At 34.9% G+C, this 24,534-nt stretch carries 22 protein-coding genes, 2 tRNA genes, 1 other RNA gene and 1 pseudogene; 19 read left to right on the top strand and 7 right to left on the bottom strand.

Annotation, left to right across the window (positions count from 1 at the left end):
• The first annotated feature begins 64 nt into the window (after window positions 1–64).
• The 5 genes from ACKI3H_RS07140 (at window position 65) to ACKI3H_RS07120 (ending at window position 4,111) form a co-directional block, all read left to right on the top strand.
• Window positions 65–138: transfer RNA gene (locus ACKI3H_RS07140), tRNA-Arg, on the top strand.
• A gap of 32 nt (window positions 139–170) precedes the next feature.
• Window positions 171–244: transfer RNA gene (locus ACKI3H_RS07135), tRNA-Pro, on the top strand.
• A 377-nt stretch (window positions 245–621) separates the two neighbouring features.
• Window positions 622–1,083, top strand: a complete 462-nt coding sequence (locus ACKI3H_RS07130) for a CtsR family transcriptional regulator (RefSeq protein ID WP_407371589.1) — start codon at window positions 622–624, stop codon at window positions 1,081–1,083.
• 24 nt (window positions 1,084–1,107) lie between these two features.
• Window positions 1,108–3,600 carry an ATP-dependent Clp protease ATP-binding subunit gene (locus ACKI3H_RS07125; RefSeq protein WP_407371588.1) on the top strand — a complete coding sequence of 831 codons (2,493 nt, stop codon included), beginning with the start codon at window positions 1,108–1,110 and terminating at the stop codon, window positions 3,598–3,600.
• Window positions 3,601–3,727: 127 nt separating this feature from the next.
• Window positions 3,728–4,111, top strand: coding sequence for a hypothetical protein (locus tag ACKI3H_RS07120; protein WP_407371587.1), 384 nt, complete (start codon window positions 3,728–3,730; stop codon window positions 4,109–4,111).
• A gap of 67 nt (window positions 4,112–4,178) precedes the next feature.
• Here the strand turns inward: ACKI3H_RS07120 and ACKI3H_RS07115 are convergent, their stop codons facing one another.
• Window positions 4,179–5,042 (bottom strand): helix-turn-helix domain-containing protein, encoded by an 864-nt coding sequence (locus tag ACKI3H_RS07115; protein WP_407371586.1) that lies wholly within the window; start codon window positions 5,040–5,042, stop codon window positions 4,179–4,181.
• A 123-nt stretch (window positions 5,043–5,165) separates the two neighbouring features.
• Between ACKI3H_RS07115 and tadA the strand changes: the two genes are divergently transcribed.
• Window positions 5,166–5,690, top strand: a complete 525-nt coding sequence (gene tadA, locus ACKI3H_RS07110; protein ID WP_407371585.1) for a tRNA adenosine(34) deaminase TadA — start codon at window positions 5,166–5,168, stop codon at window positions 5,688–5,690.
• A 36-nt stretch (window positions 5,691–5,726) separates the two neighbouring features.
• On the opposite strand, the gene proC is transcribed toward tadA, so the two are convergent.
• Window positions 5,727–6,539, bottom strand: coding sequence for a pyrroline-5-carboxylate reductase (gene proC / locus ACKI3H_RS07105; protein WP_407371584.1), 813 nt, complete (start codon window positions 6,537–6,539; stop codon window positions 5,727–5,729).
• A 153-nt stretch (window positions 6,540–6,692) separates the two neighbouring features.
• Between proC and ACKI3H_RS07100 the strand changes: the two genes are divergently transcribed.
• The 5 genes from ACKI3H_RS07100 to ACKI3H_RS07080 all read left to right on the top strand — a co-directional run bounded on the left by ACKI3H_RS07100 (window position 6,693) and on the right by ACKI3H_RS07080 (window position 11,441).
• Window positions 6,693–7,661 carry a tocopherol cyclase family protein gene (locus ACKI3H_RS07100; protein WP_407371583.1) on the top strand — a complete coding sequence of 323 codons (969 nt, stop codon included), beginning with the start codon at window positions 6,693–6,695 and terminating at the stop codon, window positions 7,659–7,661.
• 17 nt (window positions 7,662–7,678) lie between these two features.
• Window positions 7,679–8,215: a methylated-DNA--[protein]-cysteine S-methyltransferase gene (locus tag ACKI3H_RS07095; RefSeq protein WP_407371582.1), complete on the top strand. Its 537-nt coding sequence runs from the start codon at window positions 7,679–7,681 to the stop codon at window positions 8,213–8,215.
• A 160-nt stretch (window positions 8,216–8,375) separates the two neighbouring features.
• A complete protein-coding gene (nrdD, locus tag ACKI3H_RS07090; protein ID WP_407371581.1) occupies window positions 8,376–10,592 on the top strand; it encodes an anaerobic ribonucleoside-triphosphate reductase in 2,217 nt (738 codons plus the stop codon).
• Window positions 10,579–11,139: an anaerobic ribonucleoside-triphosphate reductase activating protein gene (nrdG, locus tag ACKI3H_RS07085; protein WP_407371580.1), complete on the top strand. Its 561-nt coding sequence runs from the start codon at window positions 10,579–10,581 to the stop codon at window positions 11,137–11,139. The genes nrdD and nrdG overlap by 14 nt, the downstream gene beginning before the upstream one ends.
• 92 nt (window positions 11,140–11,231) lie before the next feature.
• On the top strand, window positions 11,232–11,441 hold the full coding sequence (locus tag ACKI3H_RS07080) for a YwbE family protein (protein ID WP_350466872.1): 210 nt from the start codon (window positions 11,232–11,234) through the stop codon (window positions 11,439–11,441).
• A gap of 108 nt (window positions 11,442–11,549) precedes the next feature.
• On the opposite strand, the gene ACKI3H_RS07075 is transcribed toward ACKI3H_RS07080, so the two are convergent.
• A complete protein-coding gene (locus tag ACKI3H_RS07075) occupies window positions 11,550–12,080 on the bottom strand; it encodes a biotin transporter BioY (protein ID WP_407371579.1) in 531 nt (176 codons plus the stop codon).
• Window positions 12,081–12,110: 30 nt separating this feature from the next.
• On the bottom strand, window positions 12,111–13,097 hold the full coding sequence (locus ACKI3H_RS07070) for a biotin--[acetyl-CoA-carboxylase] ligase (protein ID WP_407371578.1): 987 nt from the start codon (window positions 13,095–13,097) through the stop codon (window positions 12,111–12,113).
• A 209-nt stretch (window positions 13,098–13,306) separates the two neighbouring features.
• Between ACKI3H_RS07070 and ACKI3H_RS07065 the strand changes: the two genes are divergently transcribed.
• Together ACKI3H_RS07065 and ACKI3H_RS07060 are read left to right on the top strand one after the other, a co-directional pair.
• Entirely contained in the window at window positions 13,307–15,265 is a 1,959-nt protein-coding gene (locus tag ACKI3H_RS07065) for an ATP-binding cassette domain-containing protein (protein ID WP_407371577.1), read from the top strand.
• A gap of 41 nt (window positions 15,266–15,306) precedes the next feature.
• Window positions 15,307–15,825 (top strand): GrpB family protein, encoded by a 519-nt coding sequence (locus ACKI3H_RS07060; protein WP_407371576.1) that lies wholly within the window; start codon window positions 15,307–15,309, stop codon window positions 15,823–15,825.
• Window positions 15,826–15,887: 62 nt separating this feature from the next.
• Here the strand turns inward: ACKI3H_RS07060 and alr are convergent, their stop codons facing one another.
• Window positions 15,888–17,060, bottom strand: a complete 1,173-nt coding sequence (alr, locus tag ACKI3H_RS07055; protein ID WP_407371575.1) for an alanine racemase — start codon at window positions 17,058–17,060, stop codon at window positions 15,888–15,890.
• A gap of 228 nt (window positions 17,061–17,288) precedes the next feature.
• Here alr and ACKI3H_RS07050 point away from each other — a divergent pair, with 228 nt between their 5' ends.
• From ACKI3H_RS07050 to ACKI3H_RS07040, 3 genes are all read left to right on the top strand, one after another.
• Window positions 17,289–17,477 carry a hypothetical protein gene (locus ACKI3H_RS07050; protein ID WP_407371574.1) on the top strand — a complete coding sequence of 63 codons (189 nt, stop codon included), beginning with the start codon at window positions 17,289–17,291 and terminating at the stop codon, window positions 17,475–17,477.
• Window positions 17,478–17,716: 239 nt separating this feature from the next.
• Entirely contained in the window at window positions 17,717–18,475 is a 759-nt protein-coding gene (locus ACKI3H_RS07045) for a polysaccharide deacetylase family protein (protein ID WP_407371573.1), read from the top strand.
• Window positions 18,472–19,446, top strand: a complete 975-nt coding sequence (locus ACKI3H_RS07040; protein ID WP_407371572.1) for an ABC transporter substrate-binding protein — start codon at window positions 18,472–18,474, stop codon at window positions 19,444–19,446. Before ACKI3H_RS07045 ends, ACKI3H_RS07040 begins: the two co-directional genes overlap by 4 nt.
• A 76-nt stretch (window positions 19,447–19,522) precedes the next feature.
• On the opposite strand, the gene ACKI3H_RS07035 is transcribed toward ACKI3H_RS07040, so the two are convergent.
• Window positions 19,523–20,272, bottom strand: coding sequence for an ABC transporter permease (locus ACKI3H_RS07035; protein ID WP_407371571.1), 750 nt, complete (start codon window positions 20,270–20,272; stop codon window positions 19,523–19,525).
• Window positions 20,265–21,014, bottom strand: a complete 750-nt coding sequence (locus ACKI3H_RS07030; RefSeq protein WP_407371570.1) for an ABC transporter ATP-binding protein — start codon at window positions 21,012–21,014, stop codon at window positions 20,265–20,267. The genes ACKI3H_RS07035 and ACKI3H_RS07030 overlap by 8 nt, the downstream gene beginning before the upstream one ends.
• Before the next feature lie 258 nt (window positions 21,015–21,272).
• Here ACKI3H_RS07030 and add point away from each other — a divergent pair.
• The 3 genes and pseudogenes from add (at window position 21,273) to dnaX (ending at window position 24,527) form a co-directional block, all read left to right on the top strand.
• Window positions 21,273–22,310, top strand: a pseudogene (add, locus tag ACKI3H_RS07025) (adenosine deaminase).
• A gap of 113 nt (window positions 22,311–22,423) precedes the next feature.
• Window positions 22,424–22,512, top strand: an RNA gene (gene ffs, locus ACKI3H_RS07020) — signal recognition particle sRNA small type.
• A 194-nt stretch (window positions 22,513–22,706) separates the two neighbouring features.
• Window positions 22,707–24,527, top strand: a complete 1,821-nt coding sequence (gene dnaX / locus ACKI3H_RS07015; RefSeq protein ID WP_407371569.1) for a DNA polymerase III subunit gamma/tau — start codon at window positions 22,707–22,709, stop codon at window positions 24,525–24,527.
• Window positions 24,528–24,534: the final 7 nt, after the last annotated feature.

Genomic DNA, 24,534 nt, shown 5'->3' with positions numbered 1-24,534 from the left:
AGGACTTAAAATCCTGCGGTGAGTGATCACCGTGCCGGTTCGATTCCGGCCCTCGGCACCATTTGCACCCATAGCTCAATTGGATAGAGTACTTGACTACGAATCAAGGGGTTAGAGGTTCAAGTCCTCTTGGGTGCATTTTCTTTTGAAAAAAAAGAATAACTCAGTAACGGGAAGTAGCTCAGCTTGGTAGAGCACTTGGTTTGGGACCAAGGGGTCGCAGGTTCGAATCCTGTCTTCCCGATAAATAATTTAAAAAGATAATTTCTCTTATTTTAGAGGAATTATCTTTTTTTTGTTTATTTTCTTGGTGAGTATAATTGCACACATAGGGGATTTACAAGTTGTTTTAGAAGAAAGTGAGTAGAGATGCTTTTCAAATCTTCTTATTTCTCGTATAATGAAAGTCAGTATTAGTCAAGAATGCTCCAGAGGCTAACTGGAAGCATCCTCCACTATTAATTTAATTTGCTTTTATCAATTTTAAAAGTAGGCTAAATAATACGTCTAGTGTTAGGACTAAAAGAAAAGGAGTGTTACTAAAAAAACACCATTGCAATGTAGAGCAATTAAAGATAAGATCTTTATCATACATTAAAATGTTTTAGTAACAGATACCCTATGCACAATCAAAACATGTCGGATATCATTGAAGCTTATTTAAAAAAGGTTTTAGGTCAAGATGAACAAGTCGAAATTAGGCGTAGTGAAATGGCAAATCGATTTAATTGTGTTCCTTCTCAAATAAATTATGTGATAAATACTCGCTTTACTGTACAACAAGGCTATTTGGTTGAAAGTAAACGTGGTGGTGGCGGGTATATACGAATCATTAAAGTGAAATTGTTAGATGAAGCTGAAATGCTGGATATGATGATCGATATTATTGGGAAAAAGATTTCTCAAAAGAATGCTTATTCTATTATAGAGAGATTATTTGAATCTGAAATGTTGACTAAACGAGAGGCAAACATCATGTTAGCGGTAATGGAAAAGTCACTCCTAAATTTTAGCGGATCAGATGAAAATGAATTAAGAGCTAGATTACTAATAGCTTTTTTAAACAATTTAAAATATGAGTAAAGTATAAAAACGGAGGCGAAATGAATGGATGAATTATTTTCTGAAAAAGCAAGAATGGTTTTGATCATGGCGCAAGAAGAAGCAAAAGGATTTCGTCACCATTCTGTAGGAACCGAGCACATTCTTTTAGGATTAATTATGGAACAAGATGGTATTGCAGGAAAAACATTAAGACAATTTTCTGTTACTGAAATGGATATTCGTGAAGAAATTGAACACTTTACAGGTTATGGAACTATGAAGTACCTTTCTAAAAATGCGATTCTTCCTTATTCCCCAAGAGCCAAACAAGCTATTACATTTGCGACGGATGAAGCAAGGCGTATGGGATCAGCACTAGTTGGTACAGAACATTTATTGTTAGGATTATTGCGTGAAGAAGATATTTTATCTTCTAAAATTTTAAGCAACTTAGACATTAATTTAAATAAAGCTCGTCAAATCGTATTGAAAAAAATTGGTTTGAGTGATGTAACAAATGGTAAAGCCAGAAAAGCCAAGCCAGCTGCTAAACAAGTCGCCGGTACACCTACTTTGGACTCACTAGCTCGCGATTTAACAGCTGTTGCAAGAGAAGGTAAATTGGATCCAGTTGTTGGACGTCATAAAGAAATCCAACGTATCATTCAAGTTTTAAGTCGTCGAACAAAAAATAATCCTGTTTTAGTTGGAGAACCTGGTGTTGGTAAAACAGCTATTGCAGAAGGATTAGCACAAAAAATTATTGATGGAGAAGTTCCAGCTGCATTAGCCAATAAGCGATTAATGATGCTAGATATGGGTTCATTGGTAGCAGGCACAAAATATCGTGGTGAGTTTGAAGAACGAATGAAAAAAGTGATTGATGAGATTTATCAAGATGGCGAAGTTGTCTTATTTATAGATGAGTTGCATACTTTAATTGGTGCTGGTGGAGCAGAAGGTGCAATCGATGCCTCTAATATTTTGAAACCGGCATTAGCTCGTGGCGAGTTGCAAACAATTGGAGCAACGACTTTAGATGAATATCAAAAGTATATTGAAAAAGATGCAGCTTTAGAAAGACGTTTTGCACCCATTCATGTGGATGCTCCTTCAGAAGAAGAAGCTGAAGAAATATTGTTAGGATTACGTTCTCGCTATGAAGAACATCATGGCGTTGAAATTACAGATGAGGCAGTACATGCTGCTGTTAAGTATTCATCACGTTATATTACGTCAAGACAACTACCAGATAAAGCGATTGATTTGATAGATGAGTCAGCTTCGAAAGTACGATTAGACGTTTCGAGTAAACCTTCGCCAGTTGCAGCTGCGGTTACAGATTTAGAAGCTTTAATTCGAGAAAAAGAAGAAGCTATTCAGTTGCAAGATTTTGAAAAAGCAGCAAAAATTCGTTCAAAAGAAATGAAGCAACGCAAAAAAATCGAAAATTTAATTCAAAAACAAGAAGGAAAAGCTGTTTCAAATTCCTTACAAGTAACAGAAAGAGATATTGCAGAAGTTGTGGCTTTATGGACAGGTATTCCAATTCAACAAATGGAACAAAAAGAATCAGACCGTTTGATGAATTTAGAAAAAGTGTTGCATAAACGTGTAATTGGACAAGAGCAAGCTGTGGGTTCAGTGTCTAGAGCGATTAGACGATCTAGAAGTGGATTGAAAGATCCTAACCGTCCTATTGGGTCATTCATGTTCTTAGGACCTACAGGTGTCGGAAAAACGGAATTAGCTAAGGCGCTTGCGGAAGCTATGTTTGGTAGTGAAGAAGCTCTAGTTCGCGTAGATATGTCTGAGTTCATGGAAAAATATAGCACGAGTCGTTTAATTGGTTCACCTCCCGGATATGTTGGTTATGATGAAGGTGGTCAATTAACTGAGAAAATTCGTCAAAAACCGTATTCAGTTATTCTATTTGATGAAGTCGAAAAAGCTCACCCGGATGTATTTAATATTTTATTACAAGTCTTAGATGATGGTCATTTAACGGATGCTAAAGGACGAAAAGTAGATTTCAAGAACACAGTGATGATTATGACATCTAACTTAGGCGCAACAGCATTAAGAGATGAAAAAGCAGTTGGGTTTGGTACAGCAAACAATAAGAAAGATCATTCAGCTATGGAAAAACGAATCATGGAAGAATTGAAAAAAACGTTCAAACCTGAGTTTATCAATCGGATTGATGATTCGATTGTTTTCCATTCTCTAGAAAAAGAAGAGTTAACTCAAATTGTTAAATTAATGGCACATACTATTATTAAACGATTGAAAGATATGGATATTGAAGTCAAAATCACTCAAGCTGCTATTGATGTGATTGCTAAAGCTGGTTATGATCCTGAATATGGAGCACGACCAATCCGTCGTGCACTTCAGAAAGAAGTAGAAGATCGATTGAGTGAAGAGTTATTGAGTGGCCGAGTTAAAATCGGCGATCAGGTCACAATAGGTGCTTCAAAAGGAACTATTCGGATTACAGTAAAAGATTTTAAAAAAGTAAACGAAAAATCGTTAGCTACAAATGAGAACGTATAATCTGATTGTTAATTGGAAAAGTAAAACATCTGCTATCTTTTAAAGATAGTAGATGTTTTTATTCGTGTTTTAATTTTCTTTCTGCTATGATAAAAATAAAGAAATGTCGAAAGGAAAGTGGCTGTTCATGAAAAATTCAACTAAAGCTTTATTAATAGGAGTTGGAACAGTAGTTGCAGTGGGAGCAATTGTTGTTTCTTCATCAAATATGGCAATGGAAAAAATCGAGTCTAAAATCAATCGTAAAAGAGCAAGATACTTTGTAAAAGAAAAATTAAAAGGAAACGAAAAAGCAATGACTGTTGTAGATGATTTATCAGATATGGAAGTTGCAAACTTATTGAGTGTTGTAGACAAAGTTTCAGATTTAAGAGGTAGCGTTAGTTCTTATGGAGATCATTTCAAAGATACGACTAGTGATTTTAGAGATGCTTTCATGGAAAAAAAACATGATTGGAAACATGAACTTAAACATCATAAAAAAGATTTAAAACATAAATTAAAAAAATAAAGTAGTTTTCATTCATAAAAAAGAATACTCTTGTGTTAAGTTATGACTTAAAGCAAGAGTATTCTTTTTAGATTGTTAATAAGTAACAAAGAAGTAAATCATTTCTATTTTTTAATGAGAGACCTGATTCTTCATAGAAACGATCTAACCGGTATTGCAAAGTGTTTCGATGGATAAAAAGATATTTTGCTGCCAAGCTGATATTTCCTTGATTTAACCAAATTGCTGTAATCAATTCTTTGGTTTCTGGATGTGAAGCCAAATCTTTTTTTAAGTGTTGAATAATAGGACTTTTTGAGAGAGTATCTGAAGCATAATAGCTAAGTGCAACATCAGGTAACGAAAAGACTTGTTTGTTCCTTTTCAGTTGATGAAAAAAGATAGCTTGTTCTTCTTTAAAAAAATGTTTGAAGTCTATAGAAATAGGCCAATGTTGCCCAATATAACCACTAGTTTTAGTAGAAAAATCGTCATCTAAGGTTTGTAAGATTCCAATCGTTTCATCTTGAGCAATTGAGTAATTTGAATAGCGGTGGATCAATAGTCCATAGTGGTCATTAATAAAGAATGCTTCTTGTACATCTTTAAAGAAGCTTTTAAAAGAACTTAGCCATAGTTTCTTATCAAATCGTGTATCTTTTTTATTAATATCAAATTGAATGACTCGATAAACTCCGGTTTCGATAGGCAAGTGCAACTGATCATCTAATAAAAAGTCTGACCATTTGGATTGCGTATTGCCTGTATTTTGAGCAGAAATCGTTTTGTTAAAGATAAGATAAAGTAATTTCATTTCTGAAGAGGTCAATTGTTTTTTATCAAAGTGAATCCATTGATTGTCGTAAGGAAACGTTAAGTAATTCTGATCATTTTTTGTTTCATCGGTTAAAAAGGCAGACGGGTAAATAGTTTTAAACTGATTAAAATTCATAAAAGCACTCCTTTAAATGAAAACCATTACATTTAGTCTATAATGCTATTCTATCATTTTTTTCATAAGTTTGTAGATAAATTATGCTATGATAAAGAAAAGAACAGGTGAAGGAATGGGAAGATGTTAACCACAGAAGATAAAGCGTATTTTATGCAAGAAGCGATTAAAGAAGCTTATAAAGCCAAAGAAAAATTAGAAGTTCCTATTGGTGCAATCGTTGTGTTGAATGGAAAAATTATTGGTCGCGGGCACAATAGAAGAGAAGAATCGAATGATGCAACGACACATGCTGAAATGTTAGCTATTCAAGAAGCTAATCGAAATATAGGGAATTGGCGATTGGAAGAAGCTCAGTTATTTGTGACATTGGAACCTTGTCCTATGTGTAGTGGTGCAATGATTTTGTCTCGTGTAAAAGAGCTTTATTATGGAGCTAGTGATCCTAAAGGTGGTACAGCGGGCACATTGATGAATTTACTGACGGATGAACGGTTTAATCATCAAGTTCAAATTGAATCAGGTCTTTTAGAACAAGAATGTGGCGAATTATTAAGCAATTTTTTCCAAGAATTAAGAAAACGTAAAAAAGAAGAAAAGTTACAAAGAAAAGCTGAACTGCTCAAAAAAGACGACAACCAAGTATAATAAAGGGTTGTCGTCTTTTTTGTTGAATTAGTTGCATTATTGCTGCATCATATCTTGATCTTTTTTAATAACAGCTTGAGTCGCTTTAGTGATAGAAGTTATAAAACCGGTATCTTCTAAGGTTAGAATCCCTTCAACAGTTGTTCCACCAGGAGAAGAAACTTGGTCAATCAAATTCCAAGGTGTTTCTTTGCTAGCTAGTACTAATTTTCCACTTCCAAGAACGGCTTGAGCAGCAATTTTGGTTGCTACATCTTTAGGTATTCCGTTTTTGACGGCGGCTCGTGCTAATGAATCAATAAATAAAAAGACAAATGCCGGTGAACTCCCAGCAATCGCTGTGAAGGTACTAAAGTCTTTTTCAGGTAATGCAATCGTTTCACCAATCGCTTGAAACATATTTAAAACGAATGCTAACTGTTCCTTAGTAGTGTAATTATTTCCGCAAAGGGCGGTCATCCCTTCTCCAACTTGTGAGTTTAGGTTTGGCATTGCTCGTATAATAGGCGTTTGATTGCCTTCACTCAAAAGTTCGGATAGCTTTTGAAGTGTGGTTCCAGCAGCAATAGAAACCACTACAGGTTGATGAGTAGCAATATCTTCTTTTATATCTGCTAAAATAGTTGGGAAAACAATTGGTTTAGCTGCAAGCACTAACACGTCAACTTTTGCTACTAATTCTTTATTCGATGAACAAGCTTGAGTTCCGGTTTCTCCAGTAAACTGTGCTAGTTTTTCTGGAGTTGTATTGTGTACATAAATATCTTGATTCGATGTATGTCCATTTTGTATCATTCCTTTAATAATAGCGCCAGCCATATTTCCAATACCAATGAACCCTACTTTCATAGTCAACACTCCTACATTTTCATTTTCTTTGTTTATTTTACCATAGATAGAGAAATTGTTTTATCTATCCCTTACAATAGTCAGGTAGAATTATATAAACATTTAGTAATATGATAGTATACAGGTATAGAAGCAGAATTAGGGGGTTAGCTGATGTTTGACAAGATACGGAATCCAATTCTTTTTCAAGGAACGTTAAATAAAAAGAACTATTTTGAGGGCTGGTATTATAAACAAGTTTCAATAGACCAAAAAACTAGTATCAGTTTTATTCCAGGAGTGAGTTTAGTTAAAGGCGATGAGCATAGTTTTATCCAATATATCTATGTAGCGTTAACGGAACAAAATGAGCAGGTTACAAAAACAGGGTATATTAGGTACAGGTTAGATCAATTTAGTTATCAACATAAACCATTTTTAGTTCAAATTGGAGATAATATATTCACAGAATCGTTTATTTCGATTCAACTCAGGGATGAACAGCTAATTATTCAAGGGAAATTAACATTAAATGCTTTTCAAGTCATAAAAAAGACTGTGCTTTCCCCTTCCATTATGGGCGGGTTTGCGTACATTCCAAAAATGGAGTGTTACCATGGTGTAATCAGTATGAATCATACTATAAAAGGTTTCTTGAATATAAATAATCAAAAAATTGATTTTACAATGGGAAAAGGCTACATTGAAAAAGACTGGGGTACTTCTTTTCCTAAGGAATACACTTGGATACAATCCAATCATTTTAAAAATCCAAGTACGAGTATCTTTTTTTCAGTAGCACATATTCCATTTCATGTGACAACCTTTAAAGGATTTATCTGTGCTCTAGTGGTAGAGGATAAAGAGTACCGATTTGCAACATACAATAACAGTAAAATTAAAATAAAGAATCAAAAGAGAGATACCGTAACTATTTTTCTGGAGAATAAAGAAGCTGAACTAACTATAAAAGGCATTATGACAACTGCGGGTGAATTGATGGCTCCAAAAGATGGCATTATGACTAAAATGATAAAAGAAGGCTTATCTGGTGAAGTTGAAATTTTACTGAAAGATAAAAAAAGTCAAAGGGTATATCAAGATTTTAGTAAACTAGCGGGTATAGAAATAGTAGAACCTTAAACGAAAGGGATGGAAAAATGACAAGTGACCAAAAGGAAATTTTTTATCATTTTTTTGACTATGAACTAGGAACGCTATCTTTAGCAGCAACTGAAAATGGGCTTTGTTTTGTAGGATCTTTAAATGGACTCTTGAGTGAACTTAAAATAGAAATTGCAAGACTTTTCCCAAAAGCCTCTTTAATTGAAGATGAGATAAGGCTAGAGATGTATCATTATCAGTTCTTAGAATATTTTGCGGGGTCTAGAACAATATTTACTTTTCCGATAGATGTCGATGGAACTCTTTTTCAACAGAGAGTATGGGGAGCTTTAAAAGGAATCCCATATGGCGAAACAAAATCATATGGAGAAATAGCTATCCAAATTGGACAGCCGGGTTCTTATCGAGCTGTTGGAACAGCAATAGGAAGAAATCCATTGTTGATTGTCGTTCCTTGCCATCGAGTGATTCATAAAAACGGAAAATTATCTGGGTACCGAGGAACATTAGAGATGAAAGCAAAATTATTGATGCTAGAAAAGACTGCTTTAAGCAAGATCACTATGAACTAATCTAAAATATGGGAATCATGCATTTTCAATGTGTGATTCTTTTTTTATGATCCATGAAAATCGTAGACGAAACTGAAAGTTCCGTATATACTAGATATAGAATCATGTTGTTTTAAAAAACTACATATAGTATTTAATGGGAAAAAGAGGGTGTAAGCGTATGACATATGAAAAAGGTGTAAATATTTGTGAAAGTGTGAACAAAAAAGGGTTTAAAGTATTGAAAAGAGATGGTCGTGAAGTTGAATTTAAGGAAGAAAAAATCTTTTCTGCTTTGTTGAAAGCACACCAGTCATTAGAAAAAGAGACCGATAAAGAAACAGTGAAACAATTAAATGGAATTGTCACAAAAGTAAAAGAGGAAATTGCAAAACGATTTTCAGCAGATATCAAAATCTATGAAATTCAAAGTATCGTAGAACATACTTTATTAGATGCTCACGAACCTGATTTAGCAGAAGCCTATCTACTTTATCGGTCTCGTCGTGATTTGGAAAGAAGTCAATCAACGGATATCAATTATGGTATTCACCATCTATTGCGTAAAGAACAAACTCTGGTTAATGAAAATGCGAATAAAGATAGCAATATCTTTAATACGCAAAGAGATCTTACTGCGGGGGTAGTTGCTAAATCTATTGGCCTTAAACTCTTGCCAAAACATGTAGCTAATGCTCATCAAAAAGGAGATATTCATTATCATGACTTAGATTATCAACCCTATTCTCCAATGACAAATTGTTGTTTGATTGATTTTAAAAGTATGTTTAATGAAGGTTTTAAAATCGGAAATGCAGAAGTAGAAAGCCCACGTTCTATCCAAACAGCTGCAGCTCAAATGGCTCAAATTATTGCCAATGTAGCCTCTAGCCAATATGGCGGATGCAGTGCAGACCGAATCGATGAAGTACTGGCTCCATACAGCCGTTTAAATTATCAAAAACATCTAGAAACAGCTAAGGAATGGATTATAGGTGAAGAAAAGCAGCAACAGTATGCAAAAGACAAAACAAAAAAAGATATTTATGATGCAATGCAAAGCTTAGAATATGAAATCAATACGCTTTATTCATCTCAAGGACAAACACCTTTTACAACATTAGGATTTGGTCTAGGAACAGATTGGTTTGAAAGAGAAATTCAGCGATCCATCTTACTTGTGCGCATTAATGGTTTGGGTAAAGAAAAAAGAACCGCTATTTTCCCAAAACTTGTATTTTCGCTTCAAAGCGGAATCAATTTAAATCCAGAAGATAAGAATTACGATTTGAAAAAATTAGCTTTAACTTGTTCGACGAAAAGAATGTATCCGGACGTTTTGATGTACGATAAAATTGTCGCTTTAACAGGTAGTTTTAAAGCTCCAATGGGCTGTCGTTCTTTTTTACAAGGGTGGACAGATACAGAAGGAAATGAAGTGAACTCTGGGAGAATGAATTTAGGCGTTGTTACCGTGAATTTACCGCGTATAGCCTTGGAGTCTAATGGAAATATGGAATTGTTTTGGGAAATATTGAATGAACGACTAATAGTTTGTCGTGATGCACTCGTTTATCGTGTTCAACGGACAAAAGAAGCCACACCTGAAAATGCGCCCATTCTATATCAGCATGGAGCTTTTGGGAAGCGACTCAAAAAAGAAGCTCATGTTGATGACTTGTTTAAAGACAAACGTGCTACGGTATCTTTAGGGTATATTGGGCTATATGAAACAGCAACGGTATTTTTTGGACCCGATTGGGAGAAGAATGGAGAAGCTAAAACATTTACTTTAGAGATTCTCAAAAAAATGAAACAAGATGCAGATACGTGGGGCGAAGAACAGGGCTACCATTTTAGTGTGTATTCAACTCCAAGTGAAAGTTTAACCGATCGCTTTTGTCGTTTAGATACGAAAAAGTTTGGTGTAATAGATGATATTACAGATAAAGAATATTATACGAATAGTTTCCATTATGATGTTCGCAAAAAGCCGACGCCATTCGAAAAAATTGAATTTGAAAAAGACTACCCGGAATTCACTTCTGGGGGATTCATTCACTATTGTGAGTACCCAAATATGCAACAGAATCCAAAAGCATTGGAAGCAGTGTGGGATTACGCCTATGACCGTATTGGATACCTAGGAACCAACACACCGATCGATCATTGTTACGATTGTGGATTTGATGGCGATTTTGATCCAACTGAGCGAGGATTTAAATGCCCAGAATGCGGCAATACGAATCCAGAAACCTGTGATGTTGTAAAAAGAACCTGTGGCTATCTGGGTAATCCTCAAGCTAGACCAATGGTTCATGGAAGACATAAAGAAATTTTAGCCCGAGTCAAACATATGTCAAATAATGAGGAAGAGAAACAAGATGAGAAATCCTAAACCAAAAGAGTGGCTGGCTAAGGATTACAGCCAAAGCCGAATCGCAGATTATAAACCGTTTAATTTTGTTGATGGAGAAGGTGTGAGATGCAGTTTGTATATGAGTGGGTGCTTGTTTGCATGCAAAGGATGTTACAATAAAATTGCTCAAAATTTTGCATACGGGTTTGAATATACAACAGAACTGGAAGATACCATTATAGAAGATTTACGGCAACCTTACGTCCAAGGTTTAACGCTCTTAGGTGGAGAGCCATTTTTAAATACTCAAGTAGCAATTCCACTAGCCAAAAGAATTCGTTCTGAATATGGCGAAACAAAAGATATCTGGTCGTGGACAGGATATACCTGGCAAGAATTGATGCAAGAATCTGACGACAAGTTAGAACTGCTTTCCTTGCTAGATGTTTTGGTAGATGGACGTTTTGAATTGGCAAAAAAAGATTTGACCTTACAGTTTAGAGGAAGTTCAAATCAGCGCATTATTGATGTCCAAGCATCATTGAAACAAAATGAAGTTATTTTATGGAAAAATCAGTTTGTTTAAATATAAAAACAATCAATTCTTTATTTTGGGGAGAAGTAGCATGAAATGTAGAGAATGTGCTACACTACAACTAGTTAAAGGAGCGGATAGCAATGGATGGAAAATCAAGAGCGAATATTAAAATTGATGGATTAGTCGATATTGTTTTAAAAAAAGATCAACGCACGAATAAATTAACTAGAGGCCATGTGAAACGCATTTTAACAAATAGTGCTCAGCACCCACATGGCATTAAAGTAATGTTAAAAGAAGGAGACCAAGTTGGTCGCGTGCAAAAAATCTTAACAGATGATACTAAATAATTAAGCAATTAAAGAGAATGAAAAAAGGGTACCAAGATAATGTGAACACATTCTTGGTACCCTTTTTAGTTGGTGTAATAATGAATTAAACTGTTTTATTGTTCATCATTAGTTGGGCAGTCGACGCACTAAAGGTTGCAAACGTGAACCAATAAGAAAAGCAAAAATAGCTTTAAGGATATCGCCTGGAATAAACAATAAAAATCCGGTTTTTAAGATAAGGCTAGTGCTCATTGTCAAATGAAGATAGCCTCTTACAATAATAGTCATATAAGGTAAGCCAAACAAATAAAAAATACTTGAACCAATTAAGAGAGCCCATATGGCAGACTTTGTTGTAAATCCTCTGCTTTCTAAAAACCAAGCCATCACGTAAGCTCCAATAATAAAACCAAATACAAATCCAAAACTAGGACTAAAAAAGGATTGAAATCCTTTAAAGAGCAAGATTAAGAATAAATGCAATACTTGTGCTATAAAAGCTGCTCTTTTAGGTAAAATCAGACCCGTTAACAAGACAAATAATGTTTGCAATGTAAACGGGACTGGCCCTAAAGGTAAGCTGATAAAACTGCTAATATAAGTTAATGCCGCCATAAGACTGCAAAAAGTTACTTCTCGTATAGTTAATTTTGACATAAGTGTCTCCCTTTTAAATGCACCAATAAATTACTGGAACAGTTTTTTCATAACAATCTCTCCGTAAGACAATGTCCGTTGATGACCATCAGCCATTTGGATTACTAGCCCTCCTTGAGAATCAATATCAATTGGAATAGCTTCAAATTCTTGCTTGCGTTCTTTAAAGGTAATCTTTTTACCAATGACAAAACAACGTTTTTTATATTCATCCAGAAAAGAACGATCTTCAATGGTTTGGTAGATGTCATAGAAATGATTCGTAATTTCGGCCACTAAAAGATTGCGGTCAAAATGTTCTGTTTCTTTAGAAGAAAGAAGGGATCCTGCAATAGTAGTCAACTCATCTGGAAAACCAGTGGAAGGTTCTTTAACATTTACCCCTATACCAACAATCAATGTTTCTACTTTTCCACTTTCAAAATCGGAGACAGCTTCTGTTAAAATCCCACATATTTTTGTCTCGTTAAGATAAATATCGTTTACCCATTTAATTTGGGGTTGTTTAGTGGTTATTTTTTCAATAGCTAAGCAAACAGCTACAGCCGCAGCCGTAGTAACTAGAGCAGCATCCGCCATATTTAAATTAGGTTTTAGAAAAAAACTTAAGTACACCCCAGTTTGATTAGGTGAATAAAACGATTTGCCTAATCTTCCTCGTCCATTAGTTTGTTCTTCAGATACAACAAGTCCTTGGTGTGTTGAATCTAGCATGGCAAGTTTTCGAGCTTCACTATTTGTAGAATCAATTGTTTTAAATGGATAAATAGGAAAACTCTGTAATTTAGGTTTTAAATAGGATCTAATCCCATCAGTAGAAAGAATATCTGAACTTAAAGAAAGTCGGTAACCTTTATTTGTAACTGCTTCAATGATGTATCCTTCTTCTTGCAAAGATTTGATGGCTTTCCAAATAGATGTTCTTGAAAGCCCCAAGCTATCTGCTAAGGATTGTCCAGAAATGCTGTTTCCTTTTTGTTGTTCTAATAAAGAAAGAATGCGTAATTTTGTAGACATAAGTTCACCTCTATTTTTAGTATAAGAGGTCAAAAATCTATTGTCAACCAAAATAAAGATAAAAGGTAACGATTATTGGAGTAGTACATAATATCCATTTCGTTTAGGATGTAAAGAACAGAGATAACGCTTGTTTAATCGTTACAAAAGTAGTAATATTAGAACATTCTACAAAAAATAAGACATACAAGAATTAAAGGAGAATAAAGATGCCTGTAATGGAATTAAAACACGTGTATAAGTCATATAAAATTAGTGGTGGAGAAACATTTCAAGCATTGAAAGATGTTAATTTGTCTTTTGAAAAAGGAGAATTGGTTTCCATCATTGGAGAATCAGGTAGTGGGAAATCTACACTGATGAATTTAATTGGTGGATTAGATTCTGATTTTCAAGGTGAAATCGTTGTTGATGGTGATAATATTCGCGACTATTCTGAAAAAGATTTAGTACAGTACCATAAAGAAAAAGTCGGGTTTGTATTTCAGAGTTTCAATCTGATTTCGCACTTATCCGTTTTAGATAATGTAACCTTGGCTATGACGTTGTCGAATGTATCGAAGGCGGAACGTGAGAAAAGAGCTAAAGAAATATTAGCTGCGGTAGGTCTGCAAGATCAATTACACAAAAAGCCTGATGCAATATCTGGAGGACAGAAACAACGTGTAGCCATTGCTCGTGCGTTAGTGAATGATCCTGATATTATTATTGCAGATGAGCCAACTGGAGCGTTGGATTCAGAAACAACGGAGCAAGTCTTAGAAATGATCAAAGAGATTGCCGAAAATGGGAAACTTGTCATTATGGTAACTCATTCTGAAAGAGTAGCAGCTTATTCTAGTCGAGTTGTGACGATTGATGATGGACGAGTAATCAATGATCAAGTAAAAGATACCTTAACGGTTACAGATAATAAATACAAAACAAGCAAACCAAACCGAAATAAAAATTTGAGTTTGTTTGGAGCAATGAAATTAGCATTGCTAAACATGAAAGAAAAGTTATCTCGTAATATTTTGATAGCACTAGGTGGAAGCATCGGAATCATGAGTGTTATTTTGATGCTTTCTCTAGGTAACGGAGTAAACGCCTATTTAACGGATACTATGAATAGTCAAGTGAATCCGTTGGTTAGTGAAGTTCATATGCCAGATGAAGAAACAGGAAATCAGACAGATGTAAATGAAATGCAAGATCAAAATCCTATGTTAGGGTTATCCAGCGCAGTATCATTTGAAGCAGAAAATATTGAAGAACTATCTGGAATTGATCATGTAGAGGCTGTCGAAGAAGGCTTTACTAATTTTTCTATTGGAACAAACAAAGCAACCTTTGATGGAAATGTTGCTCAGTTTATGAGTGTAACAACTGTTTCTTCCATGATTACTAGTGCAGACATTATAGAAGGATCATTGCCTAAAGAGGGTGAAGTTGTGATCACTCAAAATATGGCTGATACTTTAGGTGAAGATCTTGTCGGACAGGATATTCAGATTGAAACAATTGTTAATGAAGAGCCACTGGATCTAAAAATGACGGTCAGCGGTATTTATGGTTCTGAAGGAGGATTGGACACGGTATATTTGACCTATGATGATTTAAAATCGTTTGTAGAAGAAGCTAGCGGCGAACTAAATCCTAATATTGTTTACCTTGTTTCAGATAATGCGGATAATACAGAGTCTATCAAAGCTGAAGTTGAGGATTTAAACTACAAAGGCTCTACAACTGAAGCCTTAGCTGATACGTTTAGTCAGATGCTAGATATTTTTACGTATGTATTAGCAGGAGTTGCAGGGATTTCGTTAATTGTATCAGCTATTATGATCTTAACCGTTCTCTACATCAGTGTAGTTGAACGTACAAAAGAAATTGGGGTCATCAAAGCAATTGGAGGGCGTAAAAAAGACATTCGTCGTATTTTTGTATCTGAATCTTTCTTAATTGGTTTATTTAGCGGACTGTTTGGAGTTGGTATTGCTTGGGGATTGTCACTAGCTGCTAATGCTGTAAGTACAAACTATTTCGATGTTACTATTGTTAATTTAACACCAATGTATGCTGTGTCTGGTATTGTGCTAAGTATTTTCATCAGTATGGTAGCCGGGTTAATGCCTGCAGCAAAAGCGGCCAAATTAGATCCAGTAGAGTCACTAAGAAGAGACTAAGCTACATGTTCGAGAACTAAAGTACAGGCTGGTGAGCGAAGATGAGAAAAGTAGAAGTATTGGATTATCAAACAGAATGGCTACTGTTGTTTGAAAAAGAGAAAAAAATTCTTCATCAACTATTCCAAAAAAATAGTCATACGGTTTTTCATATTGGCAGTACAGCTGTTCCAGGATTAGCGGCAAAGCCGATTATTGATTTAATGCCTGTAGTTTATAACTTGCATCAAGTAGATACATTGAATGAAGAAATGGAACAGTTGGGATATGTGGTAAAGGGTGAGAATGGTTTGACGGGTAGACGTTATTTTGAAAAAGGCGGAGACCATCGCACCCATCATGTGCATCTTTTTCAAATAGACAATCAAGAAATTACACGTCACTTAGCTTTTCGTGATTATTTAAGAGCGCACCCTAAAGAAGCTCAAAGGTATGGACAGTTAAAAAAAGAAAGTGCGTTACAGTATCCAAATGATATTACTGCTTATATAGAGGCTAAGAGGACAGTGTTAAAAGAAATAGAACAATTAGCCCTACACTGGTATAAAACCACCAAATAAAACCTAGTGCATACTGTTAATTTACAGTATGCACTAGGTTTTATTTTTATAGTTATATCTAGTTAAGGTTTTACTAATCCAGTAGCAACTATTATCTTATTGTGACTGAGGTAAACTCTAGGTACTCTTTTTCCTACCAAACAAGCCACTTCGTAATGGATCGTATTCATTTGTGCAGCGACTTCGCTAATGGAAATACAGTTATCCTTAGGATCTCCAAAAAGAATGATTTCTTTATCAAAATGAACTGGATCAATGTCAGTAAGGTCTACCATTGTTTGATCCATACATACTCGTCCGACAATAGGCGCTTTATGCCCATCTAGCATTACATTCCCATTGTTGGATAAAGCCCTTGAAAAACCATCTGCATAGCCTACAGGAATAGTTGCAATAATGGAATCCTTTGTTGTTGTGTAGGTGCGTCCGTAGCTAACACTTTGTCCGGCTGGAACTTTTTTAATTAAAATCGGCTTCGTTTTAAAAGTCATCGCGGGTTTTAACTCAATGTGATCTTGTAGGTGTTGCTCTGGATATAAACCATAAAGCCCAATACCGATTCGAACCATATCCAGATGCATTCCAGGAAAAGCGATAGTTGCTGCAGTATTGCAGCAATGTTTTATTGGAATGGTGTACCCTGCTTGTTTAATTTCGGAAACAATGTGCATGAAATGGTTAAATTGTTCATGAACAAAGGTAGATTCAATAGCGTCAGCATCCGCAAAATGGGTGAAAATACCTTCCAAGAGTAAATAATCTGAAGTAATGGATGCTACAATTTGTAAGGCTTCTTCTGCAGTGCGTACGCCAATTCGATTCATTCCACTATCAATTTTCAAATGAATGTGACAAACTTTTTTCTTTTGATCAGCTAACTGTTGAATTCTATCAACAGCTTCTTTAGAGTACACTGTTAATGTAAGACCATAGTCGATTGCTTTTTCAATGGTTTCAGTATCTAAACTCGTATAACCAAGAATTAGAATTGGAATGGAGAATCCGGCTTTTCGTAAAGCTACTGCTTCATCTAGAAAAGCTACGGCCAAATAAGTTGCCCCTGCTTCAATAGCCGTTTCAGCGATCTCTTTTGCTCCATGACCATATCCATCAGCCTTTACAACTGCCATCAAAGCTGTATCTGATGAAAGGATTTTTTTGAATTTTTTTATATTGTTTTCTACATTATCAAGAGATATCTCGACCCAAGTCTCTCTAGAACTTCCTATTTTCATTAGTTCACTTCCTAAAAGTATCTAGTACATTTTTTATAATAATACCACTTAACATCAGATTAATGTACCTTAAATTAAATTTACGATGGTACAATAAAAAATGGAAGCAAAATACAGGATAAACTAGAGAGAAAGATGTACAATCTAGGTTGGATAAAGTAAAGGCTGTTATTTTAGAATAGATAAAGACGTTTTATTATGATTGTTTAGAGATAGGGTGAATCATGAATGGGGAATATTCAAGATTTTCGGGAAAATTATTTAGCTATTCTTAAATCAACGAAACTAGTTCAAAGTAAAAAAATTGAATTATTAGCAACCATTTTGAGCCAGATGGATCAAATTTTTGAAATCCGGACAGGTGAAATAGAAAAATACAATACAGATAATTATGATGCGATTACATTATACTTATAGATTAAAGTAATTTTAAAAGTTCAAAAAGAAAAGAAGAATACATAGAGGATGAAAAAGAGTAAAATAATAAAAGACAGAACCGAGCTCTGTTAGTTGAATAGAGCTCGGTTCTGTCTTTTGTTCAAATTGTTTGAAAAAGTTAGTGAATTTAGTTCTAAATACGTGGTATGATTCATTCAGGAAAAGTTTATTATTTTATTAATTTAAGTGAATTTATTCACAAAAAAGGAGAGTCTACCATGAGTTTTACTGTTTTAATGTATCATGAATTTAGAAAGCGAGGTGATATTGATGCTACAAGTCCCTCAACTATTTCCGTAGAACAACAGTATCAAGATGCCTTACCAAAAGTACTTTTCAGTTACATAGATGATTTTAAAGAACAAATGATGTATTTAAAAACTGAAGGTTACCATACCTTAACACTTCAAGAAATAAAAGACTTTTATGAAAAAGGCACTCAATTTCCAGAAAAATCGGTTTTATTAACAATCGATGATGCTTTTCAGTCAGTGTATCAGTATGCATACCCAATTTTAAAAGAACTACAATTCCATGCCGTTAGTTTTGTCGTATTAGGCTGGTTATCCAATGAAAGAGAATATTTTGATCCGTCAATATCTAAGGTTATGAGTAAGCAAGAACTGGAAGAGATGCTTGATGTAGTCGAATTAGGCAATCACACAACTCATCTTCATAAGCGATATCCAGATGGGACGAGCGAAATGCAGGCGACCTCTCTACAAGAGTTGAAAAAAGATTTGGCGGAATGTGGAGAGTATGTGACTTACCCAGATGTATTTGCGTATCCATTTGGCATTTATGCACCTAAGGATATAGAGCGATTGGCTGAAACAGGTATAAAGTATGCGTTTACCACTGTTCCGGGTGTGAACACAGCAAGTACATCAGTGCTAGAACTACACCGAGATACTGTTACTCTTGGTTGCACACTAGAAAATTTTAAAACAATTGTAGAAAAAGGAGCGAGTAAATGAAAAAAGTGGTTAGACTGCTCATAGTAGTGATACTATTATTGGTAGGCGCATTCACACTTGCGGCTTGTTCAAATGCTAATGAAGCTGTTCAAAATGGTGAAACAAGTTCTTCAGGAAGTTCAAACGAACCACTTAGATTTGGTACCTTGCCAGCAGAATCGGCTATTCCAATTATATTAGCAGAAGAAAATGGGTATTTTGAAGATGAAGAAGTAGCTGTAGATATTACAGCGTTTAATTCGCCAAATGATCGTAATGCAGCTGCTCAGTCTGGTGAACTGGATGGGATGATTGCAGATGTGATGACGGCTCTTTCATTTCGGGAAGGCGGAATCGATTTAACAATCACATCAGATATAAATGAGGAATTTAAATTGTTGTCTTCACCTGATTCAGGAATTACAGACATAAAACAATTAGATGGTAAAAATGTTTCATTAATTCCTAAACTTCTATTGGAATACATTATGGATGAAATAGCTGCTAAAAATAAAATTGGTTATGAAGTAGTGTCTATCCCGTCTATCCCTGCAAGATACGAAGCATTACTTGAAAATCAAATTGATTCGGTTATCTTCACTGAACCTCAAGCTACAGCACTTAAAGTAAATGGGGCGCATGTGTTGGCAAGTTCATCAGAGTACGGAATAAAAGGTGGAACGATTTTGTTTAGTGCGGAGAATGTAGCAGAAAAAACTGATGATATCGCTGCTTTTTATCGCGCCTATGATAAAGCAGTCGAGTATATAAACTCCACTGATCCATCTGAATACAGTACCGTTTTAAATGAGTATAATTTCCCTAAAGAAATGGGAGAGTATTTATCTAATAAAGAAGAAGACTACACTAAAGCAACAACGGTCACTGAAGAACAATATACTAGTATTGAAGAGTGGACAAAAGAAAAAGACATGATCAGCAAAGATTATACGTACGAAGAATTGACTGATTTCTCGATGCTGAATAAGTAGCAAAAACAACTCAATTTGAATGGCTCTTCTAAAGAGAATCATTCAAATTGAGTTGTTTTTTTTAGTCAATATCCAATCAAGCTGATTTACTCCAAGGGGTTAACAAGCGTTCTAGAAGATCAATCAGTTTGAATAATAAAAATCCAAGGACACAAAGTGCCAATATACCGCAGAACATTTGCGGATAATCAATGACAGACCAAGCATTCATGATGTAATAACCAAGGCCATATTGGGTAGCATAATTTTCTGCAAAAAATAGGGAGGCTACCGCAATTCCAATACAGACACGTAGCCCACTGATAATTTGAGGAAGAATAGCTGGATATAGAAGATAGATAAAGGTTTGCCAGTGACTCGCATGAATCATACGCATGACTTTATAGTAAGATGGATTAATTTGGTTGATGCCATCACGTACGGATAGAATTAATTGAAAAACAATAATCCAGACAACTAGACTAATTTTTGAAGCATCACCTAAACCAAACAGCAACATAAAGACTGGTAAAAATGCGACTTTTGGTATTGGATAAATGAGATACAGTAAGGGAGATAATAATTGATTAGCCCATTTACTGGCTCCAATCCAAATTCCTAGAGGCACACCAATCAAAACAGAAATAAGAATAGCTGATAAAATTCGAGATAAGCTGCTGAAGATATGAGGAAGGAGTACTGGGAATAACTGGATAAATAAATGAAGGGTTTTGATTGGGTTTGGAATAACTGGATGTGCAATGACATAATAGAGACACTCCCAAACCAAAAATAATCCTATCAAGCCAATCAGAGTATCTAAAGTCATTTTTATCTGTTTATTCATGTCGTGTACCGTTTTCTAAACTTTCTCTAACCCTTAAGCACATGTCATAAAAAGCTGTGTTTTTACGACTATTTTCAATTCCAAATAAAGGATTTTGGATGATATCGTGTATTCCGCCTTGATTCATAACAATGATCTGATCTCCTAAAAATACGGCTTCTTCTATCGAATGGGTCACTTGCAAAAGAGTCGTATTTTTTGTTTGATGAATGGACAAAAGCATGTCCTGCAATTTTTCTTTGGTCATTGCATCCAAAGCTGAAGTTGCTTCATCTAAAAGAAGAATCTCAGGATTTAAATTTAAACTTCGTGCAATTGCTACACGTTGCTTTTGTCCGCCACTTAACTGAGAAGGGTAGTACTGCCCTAGATTTAAAATACTTAATTCTTTTAAAATTTGATTGGTCTTTTCTTTAATTCTTTTCGGATTGTGATGGGTTATTTTAAGACCCATGGCGACATTGTCAAAAACGGTACACCATGGAAGCAAAGCGTACTCTTGAAGTATCATTCCAGTCTGTTTAGGAAAATCTGTTACTGGAACATCATTTATTCTTAACTCTCCACTGATAGGTTTAATAAATCCAGCTAAAGCATTAAGAATAGTCGTTTTTCCGCAGCCAGAGGGTCCAATGATGACACATGTAGAGTTAGATGGAACAGAAAAAGAGATACCATTTAATACAAGGTTATTGTTAAATGAACAAGTTAAGTCGTTCACAAATATAGCGTTTTTAATCATTCCGTTGTCTCCTTTTGGTAGTCGATTCTATTATAAAAGTTTTGGTTTCAAGATACAAACGACTTTTAAGAATCAACTGAATAAATGGAAACAACTTATTTTAATTAAGGTTCGTTAAGGGTGTCTATATATTTTTAAAAGGCAATTAACTATTGAAAAAATAGTCAAAAAGCGTATAATTTTATTTAAATATAATTATTTGTTCGTTTTTTTAGCAAAAGTAAATGACGGAAAAATTAAACTAAAGGAGAATATCTGATGCCAATAAATTATCCAACAAAAGAATTTATTAAAATGTTACCGAAAGCAGAACTGCATCTTCACTTGGAGGGGACTTTAGAACCTGAATTGAAATTAAAATTAGCTAGAAAAAATAAAATTACTATCGGACAAGAAACCATTGAAGAAGTTAAAAAAAGTTATCAATTTGATTCTCTATCTTCTTTTTTGAATGTGTATTACCCAGCAATGAATGTATTGCAAACAGAAGAAGACTTTTATGAATTGGCATGGGAATATTTAAAAAAAGCTAAAGAGCATAATGTAAGACATGTAGAAGTGTTTTTTGACCCTCAAGCACATACCTCAAGAGGAGTTAGCTTCGAAAAGATGTTTAATGGATATTATCGTGCTATTCAAGATAGTTCTAATTTAGGAATAAGCGCAAACCTTATCATGTGTTTTTTACGAGATATGTCTGCAGAATAAGCTATGGAAGCATTTGAACAAGCTCTTCCATATAAAGATAAAATAGTTGGAATCGGGCTCGATTCTGATGAAAGAGGCAATCCACCAAGTAAGTTTTTTGATGTATTTAAAAAAGCAAAAGAAGAAGAGTTTCATATCACGATGCACTGTGATATCGATCAAGAAAATTCGATTGAACACATTCGTCAAGCACTTTTTGATGCAAAAGTTGAAAGACTTGATCACGGAACCAACATTGTTGAAAACCAAGATTTGGTAAATTACATTAAAGAAAACAATATTGGTTTAACTTGTTGCCCAGTTTCAAATAGTTTTGTAGTGGAAGATATGAAAGGAAAAGAAATTATCGAGTTATTGGAACAAGGAGTAAAAGTGACTGTAAACTCAGATGACCCAGCGTATTTCCAAAGTTACATTTCAGATGATTTGTATGCACTAGCTGAAAATTATTCACTAACCACAGAACAAGTTATTCAATTAGTTAAAAACTCTTTTGCTATTGCTTGGATTTCTGAAGAAGAAAAAGAAGAATACATTCAATCAATAGATGAATATGTAAAGACCTTCAATAAAATAAAGATGGTATAAAAGCTTTCTCGTATTAACCGAAAATATGTCGTATGTTTTTACAGTGCAACTTATTTAATAAAAAAAACACTGGCTTTTCATTTGATATTCCTTTATAATAAGAAATGCCGCAAGGCCGTATGGCAATGATGAACTTTCGAATCGTGTCAGATCCGGAAGGAAGCAGCACTAAGGATGTTTCGTCATGTGCCGTATGTACATAGAACAAAAAAAGAAACCGTTGATTATCTAATCAACGGTTTCTTTTTTGTTTGCGATTATATTTTAAGATGAAGGCAATGCAATAGACAGATGATCAACGAAACTAAAAAGAGTCACTGTCTAGCTGTTTAAATTTCCCTTCAAATAACGTATAATAAAGAGTAATGATGAACGGTTCAAGAAAGGGAGAAATGCATGAGTTATCAAGCACTTTATCGAGTATGGCGTCCACAACGGTTTCAAGATATTGCTGGGCAAAAAGCTATTACACAAACGTTAAGAAATGCTTTAGCACAAGAGAAAACAAGTCATGCTTATCTCTTTACTGGGCCACGTGGAACAGGAAAAACGAGTGCAGCAAAGATCTTTGCTAAAGCGATTAATTGTCCCAACTTAAAAGATGGCGAGCCTTGTAATGAGTGTGAAATGTGTCAGTCTATTACTCAAGGTCAGTTAAATGATGTGATTGAGATTGATGCGGCCAGCAACAATGGAGTAGAAGAAATTCGAGATATTCGGGATAAAGCCAAATATGCTCCCACTAGTGCAGAATATAAGGTTTATATTATTGATGAAGTCCACATGTTAACCACGGGAGCTTTTAATGCGTTGCTAAAAACATTAGAAGAACCGCCTAAAAATGTTATTTTTATTTTAGCTACAACAGAGCCTCATAAAATTCCACTAACCATTATATCTCGAACACAGCGTTTTGATTTCAAACGGATTAGCGTTCGAGATAGTTGTGAACGCATGGCGTATATCTTAGGCCAAGAAAAAATAGAGTACCAAGAAGAGGCGTTAACCGTTATTGCTAGAGCAGCGGAGGGTGGCATGCGAGATGCATTGAGTATACTAGACCAAGCTATCTCATATGGAGACGATTCAGTGACCGTTGAAAATGCAATGAGTGTGACTGGAAGTTTGACGCAAGAATTGGTTTTAGATTATTTCGATTCTATTATTCAACACAATACGGAAAAAGGATTGTCTCTTTTGCAGAGTATCTTAGCAGAAGGAAAAGACGCCAGTCGTTTTGTAGAGGATTTAATTCTATTTAGTCGAGATTTATTGGTTTACCAACAAGCTCCTCAGATGACGGATTTACTGGAAGGTGCAAATGTTGACGAAGGATTTAAAAGCCTTAGTCAAACGATTACAGCCCAACAGCTGTATAAAGTGATTGAACTTTTGAATGATACTCAACAAGAGATACGGTTTACGAACCATGCAGAAGTCTATTTAGAAGTTGCTACTGTAAAATTGACCCAGTTAACGGATATTAAAGAAGCGCCAAACAATGCCTCAGTTGAAAAATTAAATGGCAATGAACTCGGGCAAGTTGAGCAACAAAAAATGGCAAATATGGAAAAAGAGCTCAGTCAAATGAGGAAACAACTTAAAGAACTGGCTAAGAATGGCAGTACGCCTCAACCAACCAAGAAAGCGCCTAAAGCGACTGCTAAACCTGGAAACAATCAGTTTAAAACCAATACGACAATTATCTACAAAGTATTGAGTGAAGCTACAAAGGAAAATTTAGCACAGTTGATTGATATTTGGCCTGATTTATTAAATATGCTTTCTGTCACTCAAAGAGCCATAATGAAAGCTTCCACACCAGTCGCGGCGAGTCCTAATGGCTTGATTGTTTCATTTGAGTATGATATTTTATGTCAAAAGGCTACTAATGATAATGAATTGCTTGAAGCCGTAAGTGAAGATTTAAGACGGTTAGTGGGCTATTCTCCACAAATGATCTGTGTTCCTTCAGAACAATGGCCCGTTATTCGAGAGCAATTCTTAAAGCAAAATAAAGAGTTGTTGAAGAATCGTCCAACTGAAAAAGTCGATTCTCCTGCTACTAAGAAGCCTAACCAAACGGCCTCTGATTTTGAGCAAGAAAATTTAAATAGTTTAGAATCGGTTTTACCTGAACCTGACGAAGAGGAAACGATTGTTACGGAAGCCATGCAGTTGTTTGGAGAAGAAATAGTTGAAGTGAAAAATGATTAAAAAATAA

This window comes from Carnobacterium sp. (assembly GCF_045617425.1).
Taxonomy (GTDB): Bacteria; Bacillota; Bacilli; order Lactobacillales; family Carnobacteriaceae; genus Carnobacterium_B.
Note: the sequence above shows the minus strand (reverse complement) of the source record. Positions and strands in the feature narration are given on the sequence as shown.